The following is an 18292-nucleotide window of genomic DNA, read 5'->3' on the forward strand; positions in this document are numbered from 1 at the left end:
ACCGATCACCTACACTCAGGTCTCGTGACAACTACTGGCGCACACGCAACCGGCATCGCGACCGTCATCGACGGTGGCTCGACCCCGGGAGTCGTCCTCGACGTGTGGTTCCCCGCACCCGAACTCGACGGCGTCGAGAAGGCGGAGACCGTCACCCTCGACACCGACTCCACCCCCGAAGAGCTGCGCGACCTGGTGGGTGTCGACCGGGCGCGCGGCGTGAAGACCGTGGCCGTCCACACCGGCATCGCCGATCTCAGCGCCGCACCGGTGGACGCCTACGACGTCTACCTGCGCCTGCACCTGCTGTCGCATCGCCTCATCGAACCCCACGGCGCCAACCTCGAGGGCATGTTCGGGATGCTCACCAATGTGGTGTGGACCAACCACGGCCCCTGCGCCATCGAGAACTTCGAGTCGGTGCGCGCGAAGTTGCGCGCCCGCGGTCCGGTCACGGTGTACTCGATCGACAAGTTCCCGCGCATGGTCGACTACGTCGTCCCCGGCGGTGTGCGCATCGGCGACGCCGACCGCGTCCGCCTCGGTGCCCACCTCGCCGCGGGCACCACGGTGATGCACGAGGGCTTCGTGAACTTCAACGCCGGCACGCTGGGGTCGTCGATGGTCGAGGGCCGCATCTCGGCCGGCGTCGTCGTGGGCGACGGTTCGGACATCGGAGGCGGCGCCTCGACGATGGGCACCCTGTCCGGTGGCGGCAAGGAGATCATCGCACTGGGCAAGCGTTGTCTGCTCGGCGCCAACTCCGGCTGCGGCATCCCGCTCGGAAACGACTGCGTCATCGAGGCAGGCCTGTACGTCACCGCCGGCACCAAGGTGACCGGCCCGGACGGCGCCGAGATCAAGGCGCGTGAGCTCTCCGGACAGTCGAACCTGCTGTTCCGTCGCAACAGCCTGACCGGCGCGGTCGAGGTCGTGCCGTGGAAGGGCGACGGCATCGCCCTGAACGAGGCGCTGCACAAGAACGACTGATCCACGTAGCCAGACAACGTACAGGGCAGCCAGACGCACAGGGCGCCGGACGAGTCATCGTCCGGCGCCCTGCGTGCGTCTGGCTACGTCCCTACCGTGATGCCGACGCGATTTCGGCGTCGTCGGCCACCGCGGTCTTCTCGTCGACCGCGTCCTGGGACACCGGTTGCCCCGGGATCGGTTGCGGCGGCCGGGCGAAGAACCTGTCGAGGATCAACAGTGCGGCGAACGACGCCACCGCCCAGATCCCGAACGTCAGCAGGTGCGTCGACGTGACGTCTCCACCGAAGTACAGGATCGACCGCGCCGACTCCACCGCCGCAGGCAACGGCAGCACGTCGTGCAGGAACCGGAAGATGTCCGGCGTCATGTAGACCGACAGCCCGCCACCCGAGGCCGGAACCCCGAGGAACATGAGCACCGCCACCACCGGTAGCACTGCGAGCAGCCCGATCATCCGCGTGAACACGGTGGTGAACAGCGCGGTGCTGAAGATGGCCGCGAGCCCCAGCCCGAACAGGGGCAGGAAGTGGCCGTCGATCGCGCCGACGATGAGATCGGCGATCACCCACAGCACCACCGACATGAAGACCGACCAGCCGGCCATGATCGGGACCAGAATCCGCTTGCGCATGAGATCCGGTGCCGCATTGGCCAACACGATGATTAGCAGGAAGCCGGACATGATCCAGCCGATCGCGAGATAGAGACTGACGGTGCCCACCGAGTCCTGCGAATCGAGCGGGGTGAGATCGGTGATGTTCAGCGTCATCCCCTGGCTCTGGGCGACTTGCCCGAACACCGTCTGCACGACCTGCTGCGCACTCATACCCGCAGCACCGTTGGTGATCAGGGTCGCCGACGGATTCTCCGCCGACGGCAGGACGTAGGCGGCCACGATCTCCCGGTCACGCACGGCTGCTTCCGCATCGTCGGCAGAGGTCGTCGCAGTCAGCTCGAACAGGCCCGGCATGCTGCTCTGGAAACCGTCCCTGGCCTGCTCGGCCTGCGCCTCCGACGAGCCGACGACCGCGACGGGCATGTTCCGCGGTGTCGGTTCGCCCATCCCGCCGAGCATCGCCGACAACATCATCGCGACCATCGCCAACGGGAAGAACGCGAGGAGGGCGTACCGCACCCAGGTCTTGGGCGGCTTGACGCCACCGGTCATCGACACCATCGACTGCACGGGTTCTTCGTGGTTGCGGCGACGCTTCACGGCGTCGATCCCGGCGACTGCGGCCAGCGCCAGCACAGCACCGATCACGAGGACCACGAGGTGCCCCCCGACGCCGTTGCCGTCGAAGTACATGACCGAGCGGAACGCCTCGCCTGCTGCCGGCGTCGGTAGGAAGCCGTGCAACCACGGGAAGATGCCGGGCATCGTGTAGACCGACATACCCATGTTCGACGCCGGGATGCCCAGCACCATCAGGAACAGCATGCCGGCCAGCACCGCGAGCGGGCCGAGGATCCGTGTGAGGAACAACTGGACCGCGCCGACCGCGAACACGGCCAGCCAGCCGATGCCGAGCACCTCCCAGGCGCTGCCCTGCGCTGCACCGAGGACGGGTCCGGCGATGATCCAGGTCAGCAGACTGGCGATACCCGACCACGCCGCCAGGATCGGCACGATGCGGCGCAGCCGCAGAAGCTCTGGGGCCGAGGAGAGCAGCAGACTCAGCGGCATGTAGCCGGCGAGGATCAGGGCGGTCACCATGAACATCGGCGCCAGTCCGGCCGAATCCTCGGCAGGTAGCGGCACCAGATCCTCGGACTGGATCCGCAATCCCTCCGCCGCCAGATGCGGCGCCACGAGTCCAGTGACCGCCGTCGCCTGGGAGGCACCGGCAGAGCCTGCGGTGTACACGGTCGCCGAGGTGTCGTCGACCGCGGTGGGCAGCACGACGGCACCCGAGGCCTCGCGGTCGACGACCATCTGGCGCGCGGTCTCCGCGGAGTCGACCACCCGGATGTCCACGGCGTCGGCGCCGGCGTTCTCCAGGGTCGCCGCGAACCGCTCGGCGTCCGGGGTCGAGCCGGCCACGGCGATCGGCATGTCGTTGGGCTGCGGGTCGTGCATGGACCCGAGGTAGCCGGTGATCATCATGACCACCATCAGGAACGGGAACACGAACGCGAAGCCGTAACGCCCGATCTTCATCTTGCGCGCCTGTTTGGCGGCTTCGAGTTCGGCATCGGTGGCGTCGTGCGCCGAGACCGTGTCGTCGGACTTGTCGGTGTGGGCCGGTGAGGGCGTGGCCACAGAACCTCCTGGATGTTCGGAAAGGGGCCGCTCGCACTCGCCGACCGCGCACCTTCGACGGCACGGGAAACTGGCACGCACGAGTTCGCGGCGACTTCCATAATTTACGCCACATGTCTTAAAATAACGAATACAGTGCGGAGTGATCTTCGTCGTAGGCTCTCTGCGGCGAGACATACCGCGGACCAGCGATGACGAGAACAAGGCGGCGACCCGATGGGACGACACGGCGAGGCGGCACGCCGCGCGCTACTGGACGCGGCGGAGGAACTATTCGCCACGCAAGGGATCGACTCGGTGTCCAACCGGCGGATCTGCGTGCACGCGGGTAACGCGAACCACTCGGCGGTCAGCTACCACTTCGGCGGCCGCGAGGCGATGCTCCGCGAGCTCGTCGAGCGCCACACCCAGCGGACGCGTGTGCTGCGTGCGGAGATGATGGCCGCGTTGCCCGCCGAGCCGCTCATCGCCGACCTCCTGCGTTGCCTCATCCAGCCGGTCACGCAAACCCTCGACGGCCTGCCGTTGCCGTCGTGGCGCGCGCGATTCGTACTCCAGGCGCGCGATGTACCCGCACTCGCCACCCTCGTCGCCGAAGTCGCCAAAGCCGATTCGGTGGTCGACGAGATGGTGACCGCGATCGCACACCAGATGTCCTGGTTGCCCGGAGACGTCATCCGGGGACGCATCTGGATTCTGGCGCGCATGGTCGTCGACGTGTGCGCCGAGTACGAGGCTGCGATCGCCGCCGGGAAGACCGATCCCCAGTGGGCCGCCTTCGGAGGTTTCCTCACCGACGCGGCCGCCGGGATGCTCTCGGCACCGGTGACGGAACCGAGCTCGTTCAGCCCCGCCTCACCGGGGGTGCTGCTCTAGCCCCGCCTGGCCGGTACGACGCGGTCAGGCCGCCAGGCGCTCGGCGGCGCTGCGGATGCGCTCATCGGTGGCCGTCAACGCCATCCGAACGTGCCGGCGCCCGGCAGGTCCATAGAAATCGCCTGGCGCACAGAGGATTCCGCGTTCCGCCAACCACGCGACGGTGTCGCGGCACGGCTCGTCGCGGGTGGCCCACAGGTACAGTCCGGCCTCGGAGTGATCGACGCGGAAACCCGCCGCCTCGACAGCGGCGAGCAGCATGCGGCGCCGGGCCGCGTAGCGCTCACGCTGTTCGTCGACGTGGGCGTCGTCGCGCAGCGCCGCGGTCATCGCGCCCTGGATCGGGAACGGCAACATGAGGCCCGCATGCTTGCGGACGGCGAGCAGCTCGGCGATGAGGTCGGTGTCGCCGGCGAAGAAGCCCGCACGGTACGACGCGAGATTGGAGATCTTCGACAGCGAGTGGACGGCGAGCAGCCCGGTGTGGTCGCCGTCGCACACCCGCGGGTCGAGAACGGAGAGCGGTTCACCCTCCCAGCTCAGACCCAGGTAACACTCGTCGGAGACCACCACGGTGCCCCGTTCGCGTGCCCAGCCGACCACCTTGCGCAGGTGGTCGAGACCCAGGATCTTGCCCGTCGGGTTCGACGGTGAGTTGATGAACATCAACGCCGGGTTCATCGGGCCGAGCGCGATGGTCGAGTCGGCGCGCACCGCGCGCGCACCCGCGAGGAGTGCACTGACCTCATAGGTCGGATAGGCGACCTCGGGGATGACCACGTCGTCGCCGGGGCCGAGCCCGAAGGTCGACGCCAGACCCGCGATGGCCTCCTTGGTCCCGATGACCGGCAGGATTCCCGACTGGTCGAGACCGGTGACCCCGTGACGCCGCATCAGCGACTCCGCCGCCGCCTCGCGCAGCTCGGTGGTGCCCGTCGTCGTCGGGTATCCGGGGAATGCCGAGGCGTCGGCGAGCGCCTCGCGGATCAGCGTCGGGACCGGATCGACCGGGGTGCCGACCGAGAGGTCGACGATGCCGTCGGGATGTGCGCGTGCGGCGGCCTTGGCGTCGGCGATCGTGTCCCACGGAAAGTCCGGCAGGCGCCGGCTCACACGTGTCGTCGACACGCGAAGCGGCGCTGCTGCACGGGACACCGGGGTGCTCACTGCGGGTTCCCCATGGCGCGTCTCGGTCAGTCCTCGGCGTTCATCGGCGGCAGAGCTTTGATGAAGGCCGGATCGGCGTCGGTCTTGCCGACCTTGCTCGCGCCGCCGGGCGAGCCCAGGTCGTCGAAGAAGTCGGCGTTCGCGCTGACGTAGGGCTCCCACTCGTCGGGAACATCATCCTCGTAGAAGATCGCTTCGACCGGACACACCGGCTCGCACGCACCGCAGTCGACACACTCATCCGGCTGGATGTAGAGCATGCGTCCACCCTCGTAGATGCAGTCGACGGGGCATTCCTCCACGCAGGCCTTGTCCAACACGTCGACGCAAGGCTCCGCGATGATGTAGGTCACCACTCACTCCTTCGCTAGGGAAGATCGTTGTCGGCGCGACAGGGATGAGCGGTTCGGCGTCGAACAACTCTCCGGCATCGGCACCGGTGCGATCCGAGGGCTGGTCGAACCGCAACCCACAGTATCCGCCCCGCAGATACCCAGGACGAAATCACCCCCGGCTCCAGAGCGCACAGGACGCCCTGTTGTAACGAGAATCACATCGTGAGCGAGTCACACGTCCACATCGAACCCGGGGTCGACGTCGCAGGCGGCCTGCCGCCTCGTATGCCCCAACTCTAAGTGCGCAGGTCCCGGACGATGACGGTGACGTGGTCGCGCGGGATCCGGAACGCGGTGACCAGCACGGAATGGACGGTCTCGATGAGACCTTCCTCGACGTCGTCAGGGTGTTCGGTTCGCACTCGATGACTGAGCTCGGCATTGCCCAGCTACCCCGAGTCCGCTCTGGATGCCTCCGAATAGCCGCGACTATCGGAGCCGGAGGAATCCGTTGTTTCGGAAGATCAGCGGCGACGCCGCACGCTCATGGCCGACGGACAGCACCTCAAAGGTGACGATTGTGTGATCACCGGCCGGTGCAGTGCCGGCAATCGCACACTCCATCCACGTCGACGCGTCATTGACGAAAAGCGCACCGCCGGGAGTGACAGTCGTGTCCAGCCCCGCAAAGCGGTCGCCATCCTGACCGGCGAGCTTCCGGCACACGGGCCCCTGATCCTCGGTGAGAACGGAGATGCCGATCCGGTCTGCCCGGCTGAGGATCGGCCATGTCGTGGACTCGTTGCGGACGGAGAATGAAACCATTGGTGGCGCATAGGACACACCCACCGCCAACGACGTGGCCGCCAGACCTCGCGGCTCACCGTCAACGACCGCACACAGCGCGCCGACAGCCGCCGGGAAGGCGCTGAACGCGGTCATGATCTCAACGGAATGTGAACGGACAGAAGCCATCGCACTGGCAGAATCGCCGAATGTGCTCGGCACGGCATGGCGTGGAATGTCATCGACTTGAGACACGGTTCTTCCTTGTCTTGTGAGAGTGGAGTGTGGGAACTCGGCGCCGAGCACAGGTGATGGACCGGCGCTCGGCCCCGGTGGGGGTCACCGAACGAGAACGAAGACGCCGAGGAGAGACAACCCGGAAATGAGTGCCGTGCCGGTGAAGGCCAGGAGCACCGGACGCCAGCTGGAGCGGAACAGGGTCCGGAGATTCACGCCGGCCCCGAGTCCGAACATCGCGCCGGCGAGGATCGCCGTCTGCCAGGTCTCGACGACGTCGAGAAAGCCGGCGGGCAGCACTCCGGTCGACCGAACCCCCGCGAACACGAGGAACGCGATCACGAACAGCGGGATCAGTGGTGGCCGTTTACGAGTGTCATCAGCATCCGCCTGATCTAACTCCTCGAAGCCGAGCACCGACGGCCACTTCCAGCGGAGCACACCGATCATCGCAACGATCGGCGCGAGGAGGACGACCCGGGTGAGCTTGACCAGGATCGCCACCCCCAACGCCACTGACCCGGCTGTACTCGCCGCCGCCACCACCTGGCCGACCTCATGAGTGCTCGAGCCGACCACGATGCCGTAGCCACGGTCGCCGAGCCCGAGCACCGGCTGCAGGAGCGGCCAGGCGAACATGACCGCGGTTCCGAACAGAGTGATCAGTCCGATCGCGAGGCCTGCATCGTTGTCGTCCGCGTCGGTCTGGTCACGCACCCCTGCGATCGCCGAGGCGCCACAGATCGACGTGCCGGCGGCGATGAGGATGGAACCAGACGGGGCGATGTTCAGCCGTCTGCCCAGCCAAACCATGACGACGAACGTGATAACCGTGCTGAGGACCGCGGTCGCGACTACTCCCCAACCGAGACCCGCGACGGCCTGCAGAGGCAAGGAGAACCCCAGCAAGGCGACTCCGAATCGGAGCGTCACCTTCGTCGCCTTCGCAAGACTGTCACCGAGGTTCTCCGGCACCAGACCGAGATTGGCCATCGCGATGCCGATCACCACAGACCAGGTCAGCGTGCCGAACACGCTGATCTGGGTGTGGAGATACGTTCCGATGCACACCCCGGCCGCCAGGAATCCGGCTGCGCGCAGAAGATTCATGAGACCGGCGGAACGACTCGGAGAGCCTGGTACAGGTTCGGGCAGGGTTTCGGTCGCGGTCAAGACTCCAGGAGGTGGTCGCGGAGCGTGGCCCCGGTGTACTGGGTGCGGTAGCGCCCGCGCCGCTGGAGCTCGGGAACAACCATGTCGACGAACTCCTCATAGCAACCCGGCGTATAGGTCGCGATCAGCATGAAGCCGTCTGCGCCGCCTCCGTCGGCGTATGCCTCGAGCTGATCGGCGATCTCCGCCGGAGTTCCCACCAGGACCGGCATACCCATTCCCATCGCGTAGATCTGAGCAGCCTCACGAACCGTGACGGGCTCGCCACCCTTGGCGTACAGGATGGATTCGAACAGACCCTGGATACCCGGCACCTCGATGTCCTGCACGAAGTCTTCGAGATCGATCGTGGAGAAGTCGAGACCGAAGTGTCCCGAGATCCAGGCCAGCGCACCCTCGAGCGGGATGCACGACCTGATGCGCTCGTACTTCGCGACGGCTTCGTCGTGGGTCTCGGCGACAACGGTCTGGACTCCGAAGAAGTACTTCACGTCACCGGGCGCACGGTCGAACGTCACCACTCGGGCATCCAGGTCGGAGGTGTACTCCTTCATACGCTCGATGTTCGGATGCACCGCGAAGATCGCCTCTGCATGCTTGGCGGCGAAATCGCGACCACGAGGAGACCCGCCCGCCTGCCACAGCACCGGACGGCCCTGGGGAGACGGCGCGACGAAGTGCCGGCCACGGCACTGGTAGTACTCACCCTTGTGGTCGACGACCGCGACCTTGTCCGGGTCCGCGTAGACGCCGCTCTCGGCGTCGGCGATGATCGCGTCGGGCTCCCACGAGTCCCAGAGCTTGTAGCACACCTCCATGTACTCCTCGAGGCGGTCGTAGCGATCGCCTCGTGGTGCCATCTCCTGGCCGTATGCGTCCCACTCGCTCTTCGAGTACGACGAGACCACGTTCCAGGCCACGCGTCCTCCCGAGAGGTGGTCGAGACTCGAAAGACGCCGGCACATCGAGTACGGGTGCTCGAATGCCGTCGAAAGCGTGACGCCCACGCCCAGGTGCTCCGTCGCTCCGGTGATGATCGGGACGATCGTCGAGGGTTCATGGGTCGGGCACTGCACGGCGTACTTCACCGTTGCGTCCGAGCTGTCCTGGTACGTGTTGTAGGGCGCGAGCTCATCAGCGATGAACACGCCGTCGAACAGGCCACGCTCCATGACACGGGCCATGTGCTCCCAGTACTCCGGGTCCGTGAACTTCCAGTTGACCTTGTCACGCGGATGACGCCACATTCCGGTCGCGTGACTGTTGACGCCGTTCTGGATGAATCCCAGCAGGTGGATATTCTTGGACATCTTTGTCGCTCCTCAAATTTCTGAGTGGATGGAAAGAGTGCGCCGCCGGAGAGCTTCGGCACTCTCCTACGGCTCGACGGTGACGATTTCGGTCGTCTCAGTCGGTTTGGGTTCCGAGGGTTGGGATTTCGCGTCGACCCGGAACGCCGAGATGACCGCGACGGCACTGCCCATGCTCAGCGCCGGCAGGAGATACCAGCCCCAGCCGGTATAGCTGATGATGAGGAGACAGCCCGTGGAAGCCGCAACTCCCCCAATCGCTTTGACCGCAAACGATCCGACCGCACTCACGGGTTCCGCGGGCACACCGTCACCGGCGCTCGACCGCAAGCGGCGGAACTCGGTGATCATGTGCGAGACGTAGAGAACCGCGATGATGATCGCGACGGGTACGGCAATCCAGAAGAGTGTCATGACTGCGCCTCCGAAGCACTCGAGCCGATGAGGTCTTCCGACTCGCCGGCGGCAAGTCGGTCGCCACCCTTGTCGAGGCGGCTGAAGTCATAGTTCGTTTTCGTCATCAGGCTGACGGTAACGACGATGAGGATCGAAAGACCGATAAGCGTTGCGGTACCGGCCAATTCGTTCACGGTCTCACGGACATAGAAGCCCACCGCCGCCGACACCAAGACTCCGAGAATGAAGGCCCATGCGTTCATCCGACGCCAGAAGATCGCGGCGCCCAGCGGAACGATCAGGGAAGCCTTGAAGAAGTAGATCGTGTTGACGGTCGTGATGTAGTCACTGCTCGCGAGAACGACCACACCGCCGATGATTCCGCCGGCGACGATGCTCGCCTTGGTGATCTTCAGGAGGTTGCGGTCCGACATGGACGGCCAGCGGCGGCGGACGATGTCTGTGGCCACCAGCGAGGACAGCGCGGAAAATGCTCCGTCGACGGTGGAGTAGCACGCCTGCAGAATGATCATCACGTAGAGGACGATGATGATCACGGGCAGACCCATGTGCGTCACCACATAGGGCCCGATCGCTCCGGCACCGTTGGCACCGAGGTCGTCGGCGCTGACGCCCATGGAGATGCCCACCAGACCCAGCAGGCCGAGCGTCAACGGAATCGGATAGAACCACAGGCCCGCCCACAGGAAAGTGCGAGCCATGGTCTTCGGCTTCATCGACCATGCCTTCTGCCAGAAAGTCTGGTCGGCCATCGTCGAGGCGAGTAGGCCGAGTGCCAGGGTGATACCGAAGCTCACCGCCGCGGCGGGGGCGAACGGTTCCAGGTTTTGCGGGTCGGCGTCGCCGACCTTGCTGAACACGGCCTCGGCGCCACCGGCCTTGCCGAGGACATACAGGACGACCAGCGCCGCAGGAACGGTCGTCCCCAGGGTGCATAGCGCTCCGGTGATGGCCGATGTCCAGATACCGCCGAAGTACGAGTACACGGTGACGACGATCAGCGCGACCACCAGAACCGCAGTGGCCGGTAACCCGAAGACCACATCCATGACCAGCACGATCCCGAACAGGTTAATCAGGATCTCGCAGATGATCATGGCGATCATCACGACGAGCATCAGGCTCGCGACCAACGGATTGTCGAACCGTTTCCGGATGAACTCGACGATCGTGTAACCCTCTGGCATCCGGCGTCGGAGGAGAACGGCGAACGGGATCATCAGCATGACCGCGAGTCCGTTCGGAACGACGAACCACAGCAGTCCGCTGGTACCGAAGCTGAAAGCTTGAGCCGAGGACATCATCACCGCCATGGACCAAGTCCACACCGCGATGATCGATCCGACTCCGAAGCCGAATCCGACGCGACGGCCGGCGACGATGAAATCTCCGGTGTCGTGTACGAGCTTCTTCACAACGAGCGCGATTGCCAACAGGCATGCTCCGAGCCCGATGAGCAGGCAGTAGCCAAGCTCGGGTGACAGTGTCATAAGCGTTCCCATGGTGCGTGTGGTGTCTGTCGACGCCTGGGCTCCGATGCCGAGTCGTCGAAATGTTCACCTGGTTGATGTATGGACCCGGTGCGTCGCCGATGACGGACGGGTGCGAACCGGGGCGATGCGTGATCCGTTGAGAGGAACCAGATCTCGTCGCGCCCGAGGCACCCCCTGTTTGTAGGGCAAGTGCTGCGGTCGGCACACATCGACGTGTTGCGGATGTGTTACCGGCCGCGGATCACCGTCTGAAACCGCGGCGTTCCGCAACCTCGAGTAGGTGACGCGCAGGCTCGGTGAGGGCATTGTTCCGCGGCGACCACACGGCCGTGATGTTGCGGATCAAGCGTGTGTTTTTGATCGGGATCACCTGCATGCGGCCCGACTCGATGTCGTCTCGCACAATGAGCACGCTGAGCACAGCGGGACCGGTTCCTCCGATCACCGCGGTCTTGACGGCCGCGTTCGTCGGGAGTTCCAGCGCGGGAGGTGCGATCGCGGTCCCGGGCAACCGTGACTGAACCATGCGCTCGTAGCTGAGCCGTGTACCCGATCCGATCTCCCTCGTCACCAGCGGAGTCGCGGCGAGCCGGGCGAGCGAGACACCTTCGGCGTCTGCCCCGGTCCGATGCCCCGAGGCCCACGGATGGCTGGGCGCGACGACCAGGACCAGCTCATCCCGCGACACCTTCCGGCTGCGCAGATCACCTGGCAGATCTGGCGTTTCCACAAAGCCCAGGTTGTGCCCACCACTGCGCACCAGTTCAAACACCGTGCTGCTGTTCGCGGCTGTGACAGCCGCGGCGTCTCCGAACAGTTCGCGGAGCTGAACGAGCCAGCGCGGGAAGAGGTACTCGGTGACGGTCAGGCTGGCCGCGACGCGCACGACCGCGTGGTCGCCACCACGTAAGGAGCCCATCGTCGTGTCGATTCGTTCGACGACTCCGAGCAGTTCCTCCGCCATCCCGGCAAGGGTGACGCCCGCCGGGGTGAGCACTGACCCGAAGCGGGTTCGCGACACGAGCTGCTGGCCGACCGAACGCTCGAGACGTTTGATTCGAGCCGACACAGCCTGCTGGGTCATGTTGAGACGATCGGCGGCCTGGCTGATGCTCTGGGACTGCCCGAGAACCGAAAGGGTTTCCAGGAGGGGTACATAGTGTATCGCCGATGTTTCCACCGCCAACCCTCCCGAATTAGAATTTGTATGAGCACAACCATTGTTTGTGGCGCTACGTTCGATCGTAGTTACCTTCGGCTGGTGCTGCCGTTCAGACGAGGGGGCCGAACTGTTCACGAGTCCTGCGCCGCGGATGCCGGCACGAAGTTGTGATGATCCCGACCGAGACCACTGACATCGACCACCTGGATTCCGAGACGTCGCGCAAAGGCGGACAGGAACTCCGCATCCAGTTCCTCCACTCCATTGACGACCGATGCCGTAGCCACGACCCCACTCAGTCCCGCGGACGAACTCATTGCCCAGATTGAGTCATAGATCGACCATCGGACGGCGCTGAAAGCACCACCGACAGCGATGGGCACTACATGGCCGGGCCGCACGAAATGCTCCGCTCGTGCTCCGGGATCGGCGAGGAGACCTATCGTGTGGGCACGATCCGCCCCGGAGATACCCGTAGTGATTCCGGAGGAAGCATCGACTGCAACACAGAACCGGCCACTGTCCCGGTCGAACCCGGGCGTCATCAGCATCAACCCTGCGCTCGTCATGACGTTTTTCGGGACCGTTGCGAGCACGAATCCCGACGTATGACGCACCAGGAATGCGGCAGCGTCAGCTCCGAACGACTCACCCGCGAAACACATCTGGGCCTCGAGGCCGGCGTTCCCGTGTCCTGTGACGATCACAGGCCTACCGGATAGGAAGGCTTCGGAAATGGTCGCGGAGTCAGCGTGCGCACTCGCAGTCGGATCACCCGCCCGATCTGCATCGTTCTCTCGCTCAGCGGATTGTGCGGTGATAGTCGTAGCTGATGCATTCATCGTGTGCCACCTCGTGTCGGGACCGGTTACGGTCCCGACTATCGACACCACCGCAGCCACGAGCGAATTCCCGGGTTACAGCGGTGTGACAACCGACATGACCTCGGACACGCAACGGGCGACTTTCGCTCACTGTGCCGACAACTCTCGACGAGCGTCGACCTGTTGGGCATTCTCGTCGGCATGGTCGTCGTGAATCCGGTCGCTGTGGGGCGCCCTCTCACCAGCCTGTGGGCTGTGTCGGGGCTCGAGCCGGCGTCGCGGGCCATGTGTATGTGCTGTCGCTGACCTCGGTTCCGACCCGCACGTCCACTCCCCGCAAGGATCTCCTCATGACCTCGACTCTCGCCCGTCCCGCAGCGCGCTCACTCACCCACCTCCCCACCCGGCTCCGGCCGGCCGACCTGCTGCGCATCACCGACCAGGGCGTCGCCGACGTTCTCGACGGCCGCTATGACGCGCTGCTCCCCGCCGAATGGGACACCACGCACCGCTGGTCGACGCGACTCCACGCCGACGACGACCTCGACGTATGGCTCATCAGCTGGACTCCCGGCGAGGCCACCGAACTGCACGACCACGCCGGCTCGCTCGGCGCGCTGACCGTCCTCTCGGGTTCCTTGCGCGAGTACCACTGGACGGGGGACGATCTGGCTGTGCGTGTCCTCGATGCCGGTGACCAGGCAGCCTTCCCTCTCGGGTGGGTGCACGACGTCCTGAAAAATCCCACGATCGAGGTGGCCGGTCCCACCCTGAGCGTCCATGCCTACTCCCCGCCACTGACCGCGATGTCGTATTACGAGATCGCCGACGGCGGTCACCTGCGTCGTACGCGCACCGTCCTCACCGACGAACCCGAATGAGCGACGGCAGGCCGGCGCCCCGCACCATCGACGAGATCCTCGCCGACGCGCGTGCACGCCTCGAGCGGATCGACGCCGCGACGGTGCCCGACGAACTCGCGGCGGGCGCGATCCTCGTCGACATCCGGCCCGCCGCGCAGCGCGCCGAGGAGGGTGAGGTGCCGGGGGCCCTGGTGATCGAGCGCAACGTCCTCGAGTGGCGATGCGATCCGGCGGGTGATGCGCGGATTCCACAGGCGATCGATCACGACGTGCGGTGGATCATCCTGTGTTCGCAGGGTTACACGTCGAGTCTCGCCGCGGCGGCGTTGCAGGACCTCGGGCTGCACCGGGCGACCGATGTGATCGGCGGCTACGAGGCACTCGCACCGTTCCTCGACTGATCACTGGTCGCGGTCCGCGACCCTGCGCGCACCTCAGGCGACGGCCGGCCAGGGGCGCGGCGCGGGGCGGGTGTCGACGGCCAGCCCGGTCGCCGGGTCCGAGAGCGCCGACACGTGGCGCGCCAGTGCCGGGTCGATCCAGTCGTCGCCGGCGAGCACATACCGCGGCTGTGCCGTGATCCGTTCGGTGAGAACGAAACCCGACTCCGCGGTGCGCGCGGCGAGGGCGTCGAGGTTGGGCCACGGGCGTTCGGGGTTGACGTGGTCGGGGGTCAACGGCGACACACCACCCCAGTCGTCGACGCCGGAGGCGATCAGCGCGGCGCATTCCGCGGGCGAGACCAGGTTCGGCGGAGCCTGGATGCGCATGTGCGGTCCACAGACGATGCGGGCCACGGCGACTGCCGCGAGGAACTCGGTCATCTCCGCGTCGGGGGTCGAGCGCATCGCGGTGTCGGGTTTCGCGCGGAAGTTCTGCACGATCACCTCCTGGATGTGTCCGCCCCGGGCGTGCACGTCGGCGATCGCGAGCAGCGACTCGGCTCTCTCGTACAGTGATTCGCCGATCCCGACGAGGATGCCGGTGGTGAACGGGACGCGCGCGGTACCCGCATCGCGCAGCACCTGCATGCGGACCAGCGGGTCCTTGTCGGGGCTGCCGTAATGCGGTTGCCCTTTCTCGGTGAACAGACGGCGCGAGGTGGTCTCGAGCATCATGCCCATCGACGGCGCCACCGGGCGCAGGTGCCGGAGCTCCTCGAGACTCATCACGCCCGGGTTCAGATGCGGCAGCAGGCCGGTTTCGGACAGCACTGCCACCGCCGCCGCTCGCACATAGTCCAGCGTCGAGGCGTAGCCGCGCTCCCGGAGCCAGTCACCGGCCTGCGACCAACGGTCCTCGGGCCGGTCCCCGAGGGTGAAGAGTGCTTCCTTGCAACCGAGTTCGGCCCCGCGGCGGGCGAGGTCGACGACCTCGTCGAGCTCGAGGTACATTCCCTCGCCTGCGCGGGCGAGCTTGCCCGGCACGGTGACGAAGGTGCAGTAGTGGCATTTGTCGCGGCACAGTCGGGTCAGCGGGACGAACACCTTGCGCGAGTAGGTGACCTGCCGCGGCCGGCCCGCCGCGGCGAGTCCCTCGTCGCGGATCTGCCCGGCGATGCCCTGCAACTCGGCCAGATCGTCACCGGCACAGGACAACAACGCAACGGCGTCGTCGATCCCGATCGGTGTGCGTGCGCGGGCGGCGGACAGTGCCGCCGCGATGGTGGCCGGTTCGGTCATCACTGTCCCTCTGCGAGTTCGGAATCGGTGGTCACGCTCGGTTCGACCGCCAGATACGGGGACGGGTCGAAGGTGCCGTTGCGTTCTCGGAACGACGCCGCCGTCCCCGGCCACAGCAGCGTCAAGCGCCCGCTGTCGGGGTCGACGTACCAGCTGTCACACCCGGTCAGCCAGACCGTCGACTCGCTGCGTTCGTCGATCTCACGGGTGTAGGCGGCCTCGGCCTCCGGTGAGACCTCGAGGGCACGGACCGCGGTGTCGGCCATGAAGTCCAGTGCACCGATCACGTAGTCGAGCTGGGTCTCGATCATGTAGATCGCCGAGTTGTGGCCGAGGGCCGCGTTCGGGCCGTCGAGGACGAACATGTTGGGGTAGCCGCTGACGACGGTCGAGGCGTAGGACGTCATGCCCGACGACCAGTGGTCGGACAATCGACGACCGGCACGCCCGACGATGCGCGTCGCCGCCGGCGGACGCGCGGACTCGAATCCCGTCGCCATCACCAGGACGTCGAGGTCATAGGTGTGGCCGCTGCGTGCGGTGGCCTTGGACTCGGCGACCGACGTCAACGCACTCGGCTCCAGGACGACGTTGGACCGCTGTAGCGCGGGATAGAAATCGTCGCTGAGAAGGATTCGCTTGCAACCGATCTCGTAATCGGGTGTGAGCTGTTCGCGCAGCACCGGATCGGCGACCTGTGCGTGCAGGTGATCGCGTGCGCGGGCGCGGATCTCGTCGATGTCCGGATGGAGGCCGAGGCGCTGACGGAACGCGCCGTCGGCCTCGGTGAGCAACCGGTTGCGGACCTCGCGCGCGACATCGGGATCGAGCAGGGCGGAGCGTTCTTCCGCGGTGTAGGCACGGTCCTCACGCGGCACGACGTAGGGAGGTGTCCGGCAGAACACGACCAGCTCCTCGGCGACCTGCGCCAGGTGCGGGACGACCTGCACCGCCGACGCCCCCGTGCCGACGACACCGACCCGTGCGCCGGACACCACCACACCGTCGTGCCAGGCGGCGGTGTGGACGATCTGGCCGGGGAAGGTGCCGAGGCCGTCGACGTCGGGGATTCGCGCGTCGGACAACCGGCCCACGGCCATCACCAGCGAGCGGGCGCGGAATGTGCCCGACGGTCCGCCCGGCGCGCCGGCGGTGATCTGCCAGCACGCGCGCTCGTCGTCCCAGAGCGCTTGTCGCAGTTCGCAGTTGAGCTGGATACGATCGTCGATGCCTTCGTCGAGGGCGGTCTGCTCGAGGTAGTCACGGATCTCGGAGCCGCGCGGGTAGCGCGACGCCCAGTCCGCCGGCGGACGGAACGAGAACGAGTAGAGGTGTGCGGGGATGTCGCAGGCGATGCCCGGATAGGTGTTGTCGCGCCATGTACCGCCGACCGCGCCGGCCCGCTCGAGGACGACGAAGGATTCACGCCCGCGACGGGCGAGTTGGGTGGCCATGCCCAGACCGGCGAATCCCGCCCCGATGATCGCGACGTCCACGTCGGTCAGGTGTCCGTACGGCCGGTCTTGGCCGTGCACCGCGGCGCCGGTCACGAACGCACCTGCGGGATCGGCAGCTGTCGGTGCGGTTCGGGCTGGTGGTAGCGGGTGGTGCGTTGACGCGGCGTGCGTCCGGCGCGGGCAGCGATGTCGACGAGGGTGTCGACGTCGAGGACGCGTCCCGCCTCCGGTCCGGCCTCCGGCATGAGCCGGCCGTCGAGCAGCAGGCCGCCGATGTCGTCGGCACCGCCGCGCAGCAGGAGGTCGACGGTGTCGGTGTCCAGCTTGGTCCAGGCGACCTGCAGGTGATCGATGAGCCCGACGGACATCAGTCGGGCGACCGCGTGCAGGGCCCGGGTCTCCCGCTGCGACGCGGTCGACGTCGCGGCGCCGACCAGATGCGGCGGCGTGTTGGAGGCGACCATCGGCATCAGGATCAGCTCGGTGAATCCGCCCGTGCGGCGCTGGATTCCGAGCAGCGTCTTCAGGTGCGCAACCTGCTGCTCGGGGGTCTCGACGTGCCCGTAGACGATGGTGGCCGTCGAGAAGAGACCGACGCCGTGCGCGGCCTCGATCACCTCTGTCCACTCACTCACCGGTGCGGACCCCGTCGGCGACAGGTATCCGCGGACGGTGTCGTCGAGGATCTGGGCGGCGGTCCCGGGAATCGACCCGAGGCCGGCGGCGCGGAGCCGGCGAAGGTGGTCGGCGACGGAGACGCCCGAACGGACCGCGCCGTCGACGATCTCCGGCGGGCGGTAGGCGTGCAGGTGCAGGCCCTCGGCCGCAGCGGTGATCTCCTCGACCAATCGCACGTAGTCGTCGGCGGGCAGGCCCGCGGGCAACGGGCCCTGCATGCACACCTCGGTGGCACCCAGCTCGACCGCCTCGGTGACCAACTCGGCCAGGGTCGGCCCGTCCGGGCCCAGCCGACTGACGATGCCGGTGTCGAAGTTGCGGTTGACGACGAAGGTCAGCGACCCGGGATCGGTGACGCGCACCCGCACGGCGTCGGCGAGCGCACAGAGCTCCTCCAGCTCCTGTCCGGAGGCACCGAGCAACGCGACCCAGCCCTGATCGTCCAGGACATCTGGGCCGAGGGCTGTCGGATCGTCACGAACACGGCGCAGTGCTGCCGTGACGCGCTCGGTCGGGGCCGTGATGTCGTCGGCCCACGCGCGCAGAACCATGTCACACACTCTAACGTCCGGCATC

At 66.6% G+C, this 18292-nt stretch carries 18 protein-coding genes; 4 read left to right on the top strand and 14 right to left on the bottom strand.

Annotated features, from left to right (window positions below):
- Positions 1–24: 24 nt before the first annotated feature.
- On the top strand, positions 25–990 hold the full coding sequence (gene dapD / locus H1R19_RS16090; protein WP_188327514.1) for a 2,3,4,5-tetrahydropyridine-2,6-dicarboxylate N-succinyltransferase: 966 nt from the start codon (positions 25–27) through the stop codon (positions 988–990).
- Between the two features lie 91 nt (positions 991–1081).
- Here dapD and H1R19_RS16095 read toward each other — a convergent pair whose 3' ends face one another.
- The gene (locus H1R19_RS16095; protein WP_244970726.1) at positions 1082–3256 is read right to left on the bottom strand and encodes an ABC transporter permease; all 2175 of its coding nucleotides are present in this window, start codon (positions 3254–3256) and stop codon (positions 1082–1084) included.
- A 216-nt stretch (positions 3257–3472) separates the two neighbouring features.
- On the opposite strand from H1R19_RS16095, the gene H1R19_RS16100 reads away from it, so the two are divergent.
- Entirely contained in the window at positions 3473–4132 is a 660-nt protein-coding gene (locus H1R19_RS16100; RefSeq protein WP_188327512.1) for a TetR/AcrR family transcriptional regulator, read from the top strand.
- Positions 4133–4156: 24 nt separating this feature from the next.
- On the opposite strand, the gene dapC is transcribed toward H1R19_RS16100, so the two are convergent.
- The 10 genes from dapC to H1R19_RS16150 form a co-directional block, all read right to left on the bottom strand.
- Positions 4157–5299: a succinyldiaminopimelate transaminase gene (dapC, locus tag H1R19_RS16105; RefSeq protein WP_219849546.1), complete on the bottom strand. Its 1143-nt coding sequence runs from the start codon at positions 5297–5299 to the stop codon at positions 4157–4159.
- Between the two features lie 26 nt (positions 5300–5325).
- Positions 5326–5655: a ferredoxin gene (fdxA, locus tag H1R19_RS16110; RefSeq protein WP_155225423.1), complete on the bottom strand. Its 330-nt coding sequence runs from the start codon at positions 5653–5655 to the stop codon at positions 5326–5328.
- A gap of 275 nt (positions 5656–5930) precedes the next feature.
- Positions 5931–6056, bottom strand: coding sequence for a tautomerase family protein (locus tag H1R19_RS16115; RefSeq protein ID WP_219849547.1), 126 nt, complete (start codon positions 6054–6056; stop codon positions 5931–5933).
- A 67-nt stretch (positions 6057–6123) separates the two neighbouring features.
- Positions 6124–6675, bottom strand: a complete 552-nt coding sequence (locus tag H1R19_RS16120) for a flavin reductase family protein (protein WP_244970727.1) — start codon at positions 6673–6675, stop codon at positions 6124–6126.
- A gap of 84 nt (positions 6676–6759) precedes the next feature.
- A complete protein-coding gene (locus tag H1R19_RS16125; RefSeq protein ID WP_219849548.1) occupies positions 6760–7767 on the bottom strand; it encodes a YeiH family protein in 1008 nt (335 codons plus the stop codon).
- Between the two features lie 59 nt (positions 7768–7826).
- On the bottom strand, positions 7827–9140 hold the full coding sequence (locus H1R19_RS16130; protein ID WP_219849549.1) for an LLM class flavin-dependent oxidoreductase: 1314 nt from the start codon (positions 9138–9140) through the stop codon (positions 7827–7829).
- Between the two features lie 66 nt (positions 9141–9206).
- A complete protein-coding gene (locus H1R19_RS16135; protein WP_219849550.1) occupies positions 9207–9554 on the bottom strand; it encodes a hypothetical protein in 348 nt (115 codons plus the stop codon).
- Positions 9551–11047: a sodium:solute symporter family protein gene (locus H1R19_RS16140; protein WP_244970728.1), complete on the bottom strand. Its 1497-nt coding sequence runs from the start codon at positions 11045–11047 to the stop codon at positions 9551–9553. Before H1R19_RS16140 ends, H1R19_RS16135 begins: the two co-directional genes overlap by 4 nt.
- A gap of 244 nt (positions 11048–11291) precedes the next feature.
- Positions 11292–12347 (bottom strand): LysR family transcriptional regulator, encoded by a 1056-nt coding sequence (locus H1R19_RS16145; RefSeq protein WP_219849552.1) that lies wholly within the window; start codon positions 12345–12347, stop codon positions 11292–11294.
- A complete protein-coding gene (locus H1R19_RS16150) occupies positions 12344–13054 on the bottom strand; it encodes a 3,4-dihydroxy-2-butanone-4-phosphate synthase (RefSeq protein WP_219849553.1) in 711 nt (236 codons plus the stop codon). Before H1R19_RS16150 ends, H1R19_RS16145 begins: the two co-directional genes overlap by 4 nt.
- A gap of 332 nt (positions 13055–13386) precedes the next feature.
- Here H1R19_RS16150 and H1R19_RS16155 point away from each other — a divergent pair, with 332 nt between their 5' ends.
- Entirely contained in the window at positions 13387–13917 is a 531-nt protein-coding gene (locus H1R19_RS16155; protein WP_219849554.1) for a cysteine dioxygenase, read from the top strand.
- The gene (locus H1R19_RS16160) at positions 13914–14300 is read left to right on the top strand and encodes a rhodanese-like domain-containing protein (RefSeq protein ID WP_188327509.1); all 387 of its coding nucleotides are present in this window, start codon (positions 13914–13916) and stop codon (positions 14298–14300) included. Before H1R19_RS16155 ends, H1R19_RS16160 begins: the two co-directional genes overlap by 4 nt.
- Before the next feature lie 33 nt (positions 14301–14333).
- Here the strand turns inward: H1R19_RS16160 and cofG are convergent, their stop codons facing one another.
- Genes cofG through H1R19_RS16175 form a run of 3 tightly spaced genes read right to left on the bottom strand, consistent with a single transcriptional unit; the run spans position 14334 to position 18267 of the window.
- Entirely contained in the window at positions 14334–15581 is a 1248-nt protein-coding gene (gene cofG / locus H1R19_RS16165; RefSeq protein WP_219849555.1) for a 7,8-didemethyl-8-hydroxy-5-deazariboflavin synthase CofG, read from the bottom strand.
- A complete protein-coding gene (locus tag H1R19_RS16170) occupies positions 15581–17131 on the bottom strand; it encodes a flavin-containing monooxygenase (RefSeq protein WP_257865649.1) in 1551 nt (516 codons plus the stop codon). The genes cofG and H1R19_RS16170 overlap by 1 nt, the downstream gene beginning before the upstream one ends.
- A complete protein-coding gene (locus H1R19_RS16175; RefSeq protein ID WP_219849556.1) occupies positions 17128–18267 on the bottom strand; it encodes an FO synthase in 1140 nt (379 codons plus the stop codon). The genes H1R19_RS16170 and H1R19_RS16175 overlap by 4 nt, the downstream gene beginning before the upstream one ends.
- Between the last annotated feature and the right edge of the window lie 25 nt (positions 18268–18292).

The organism is Gordonia jinghuaiqii, from assembly GCF_014041935.1.
In the GTDB taxonomy this organism is placed as follows: Bacteria; Actinomycetota; Actinomycetes; order Mycobacteriales; family Mycobacteriaceae; genus Gordonia; species Gordonia jinghuaiqii.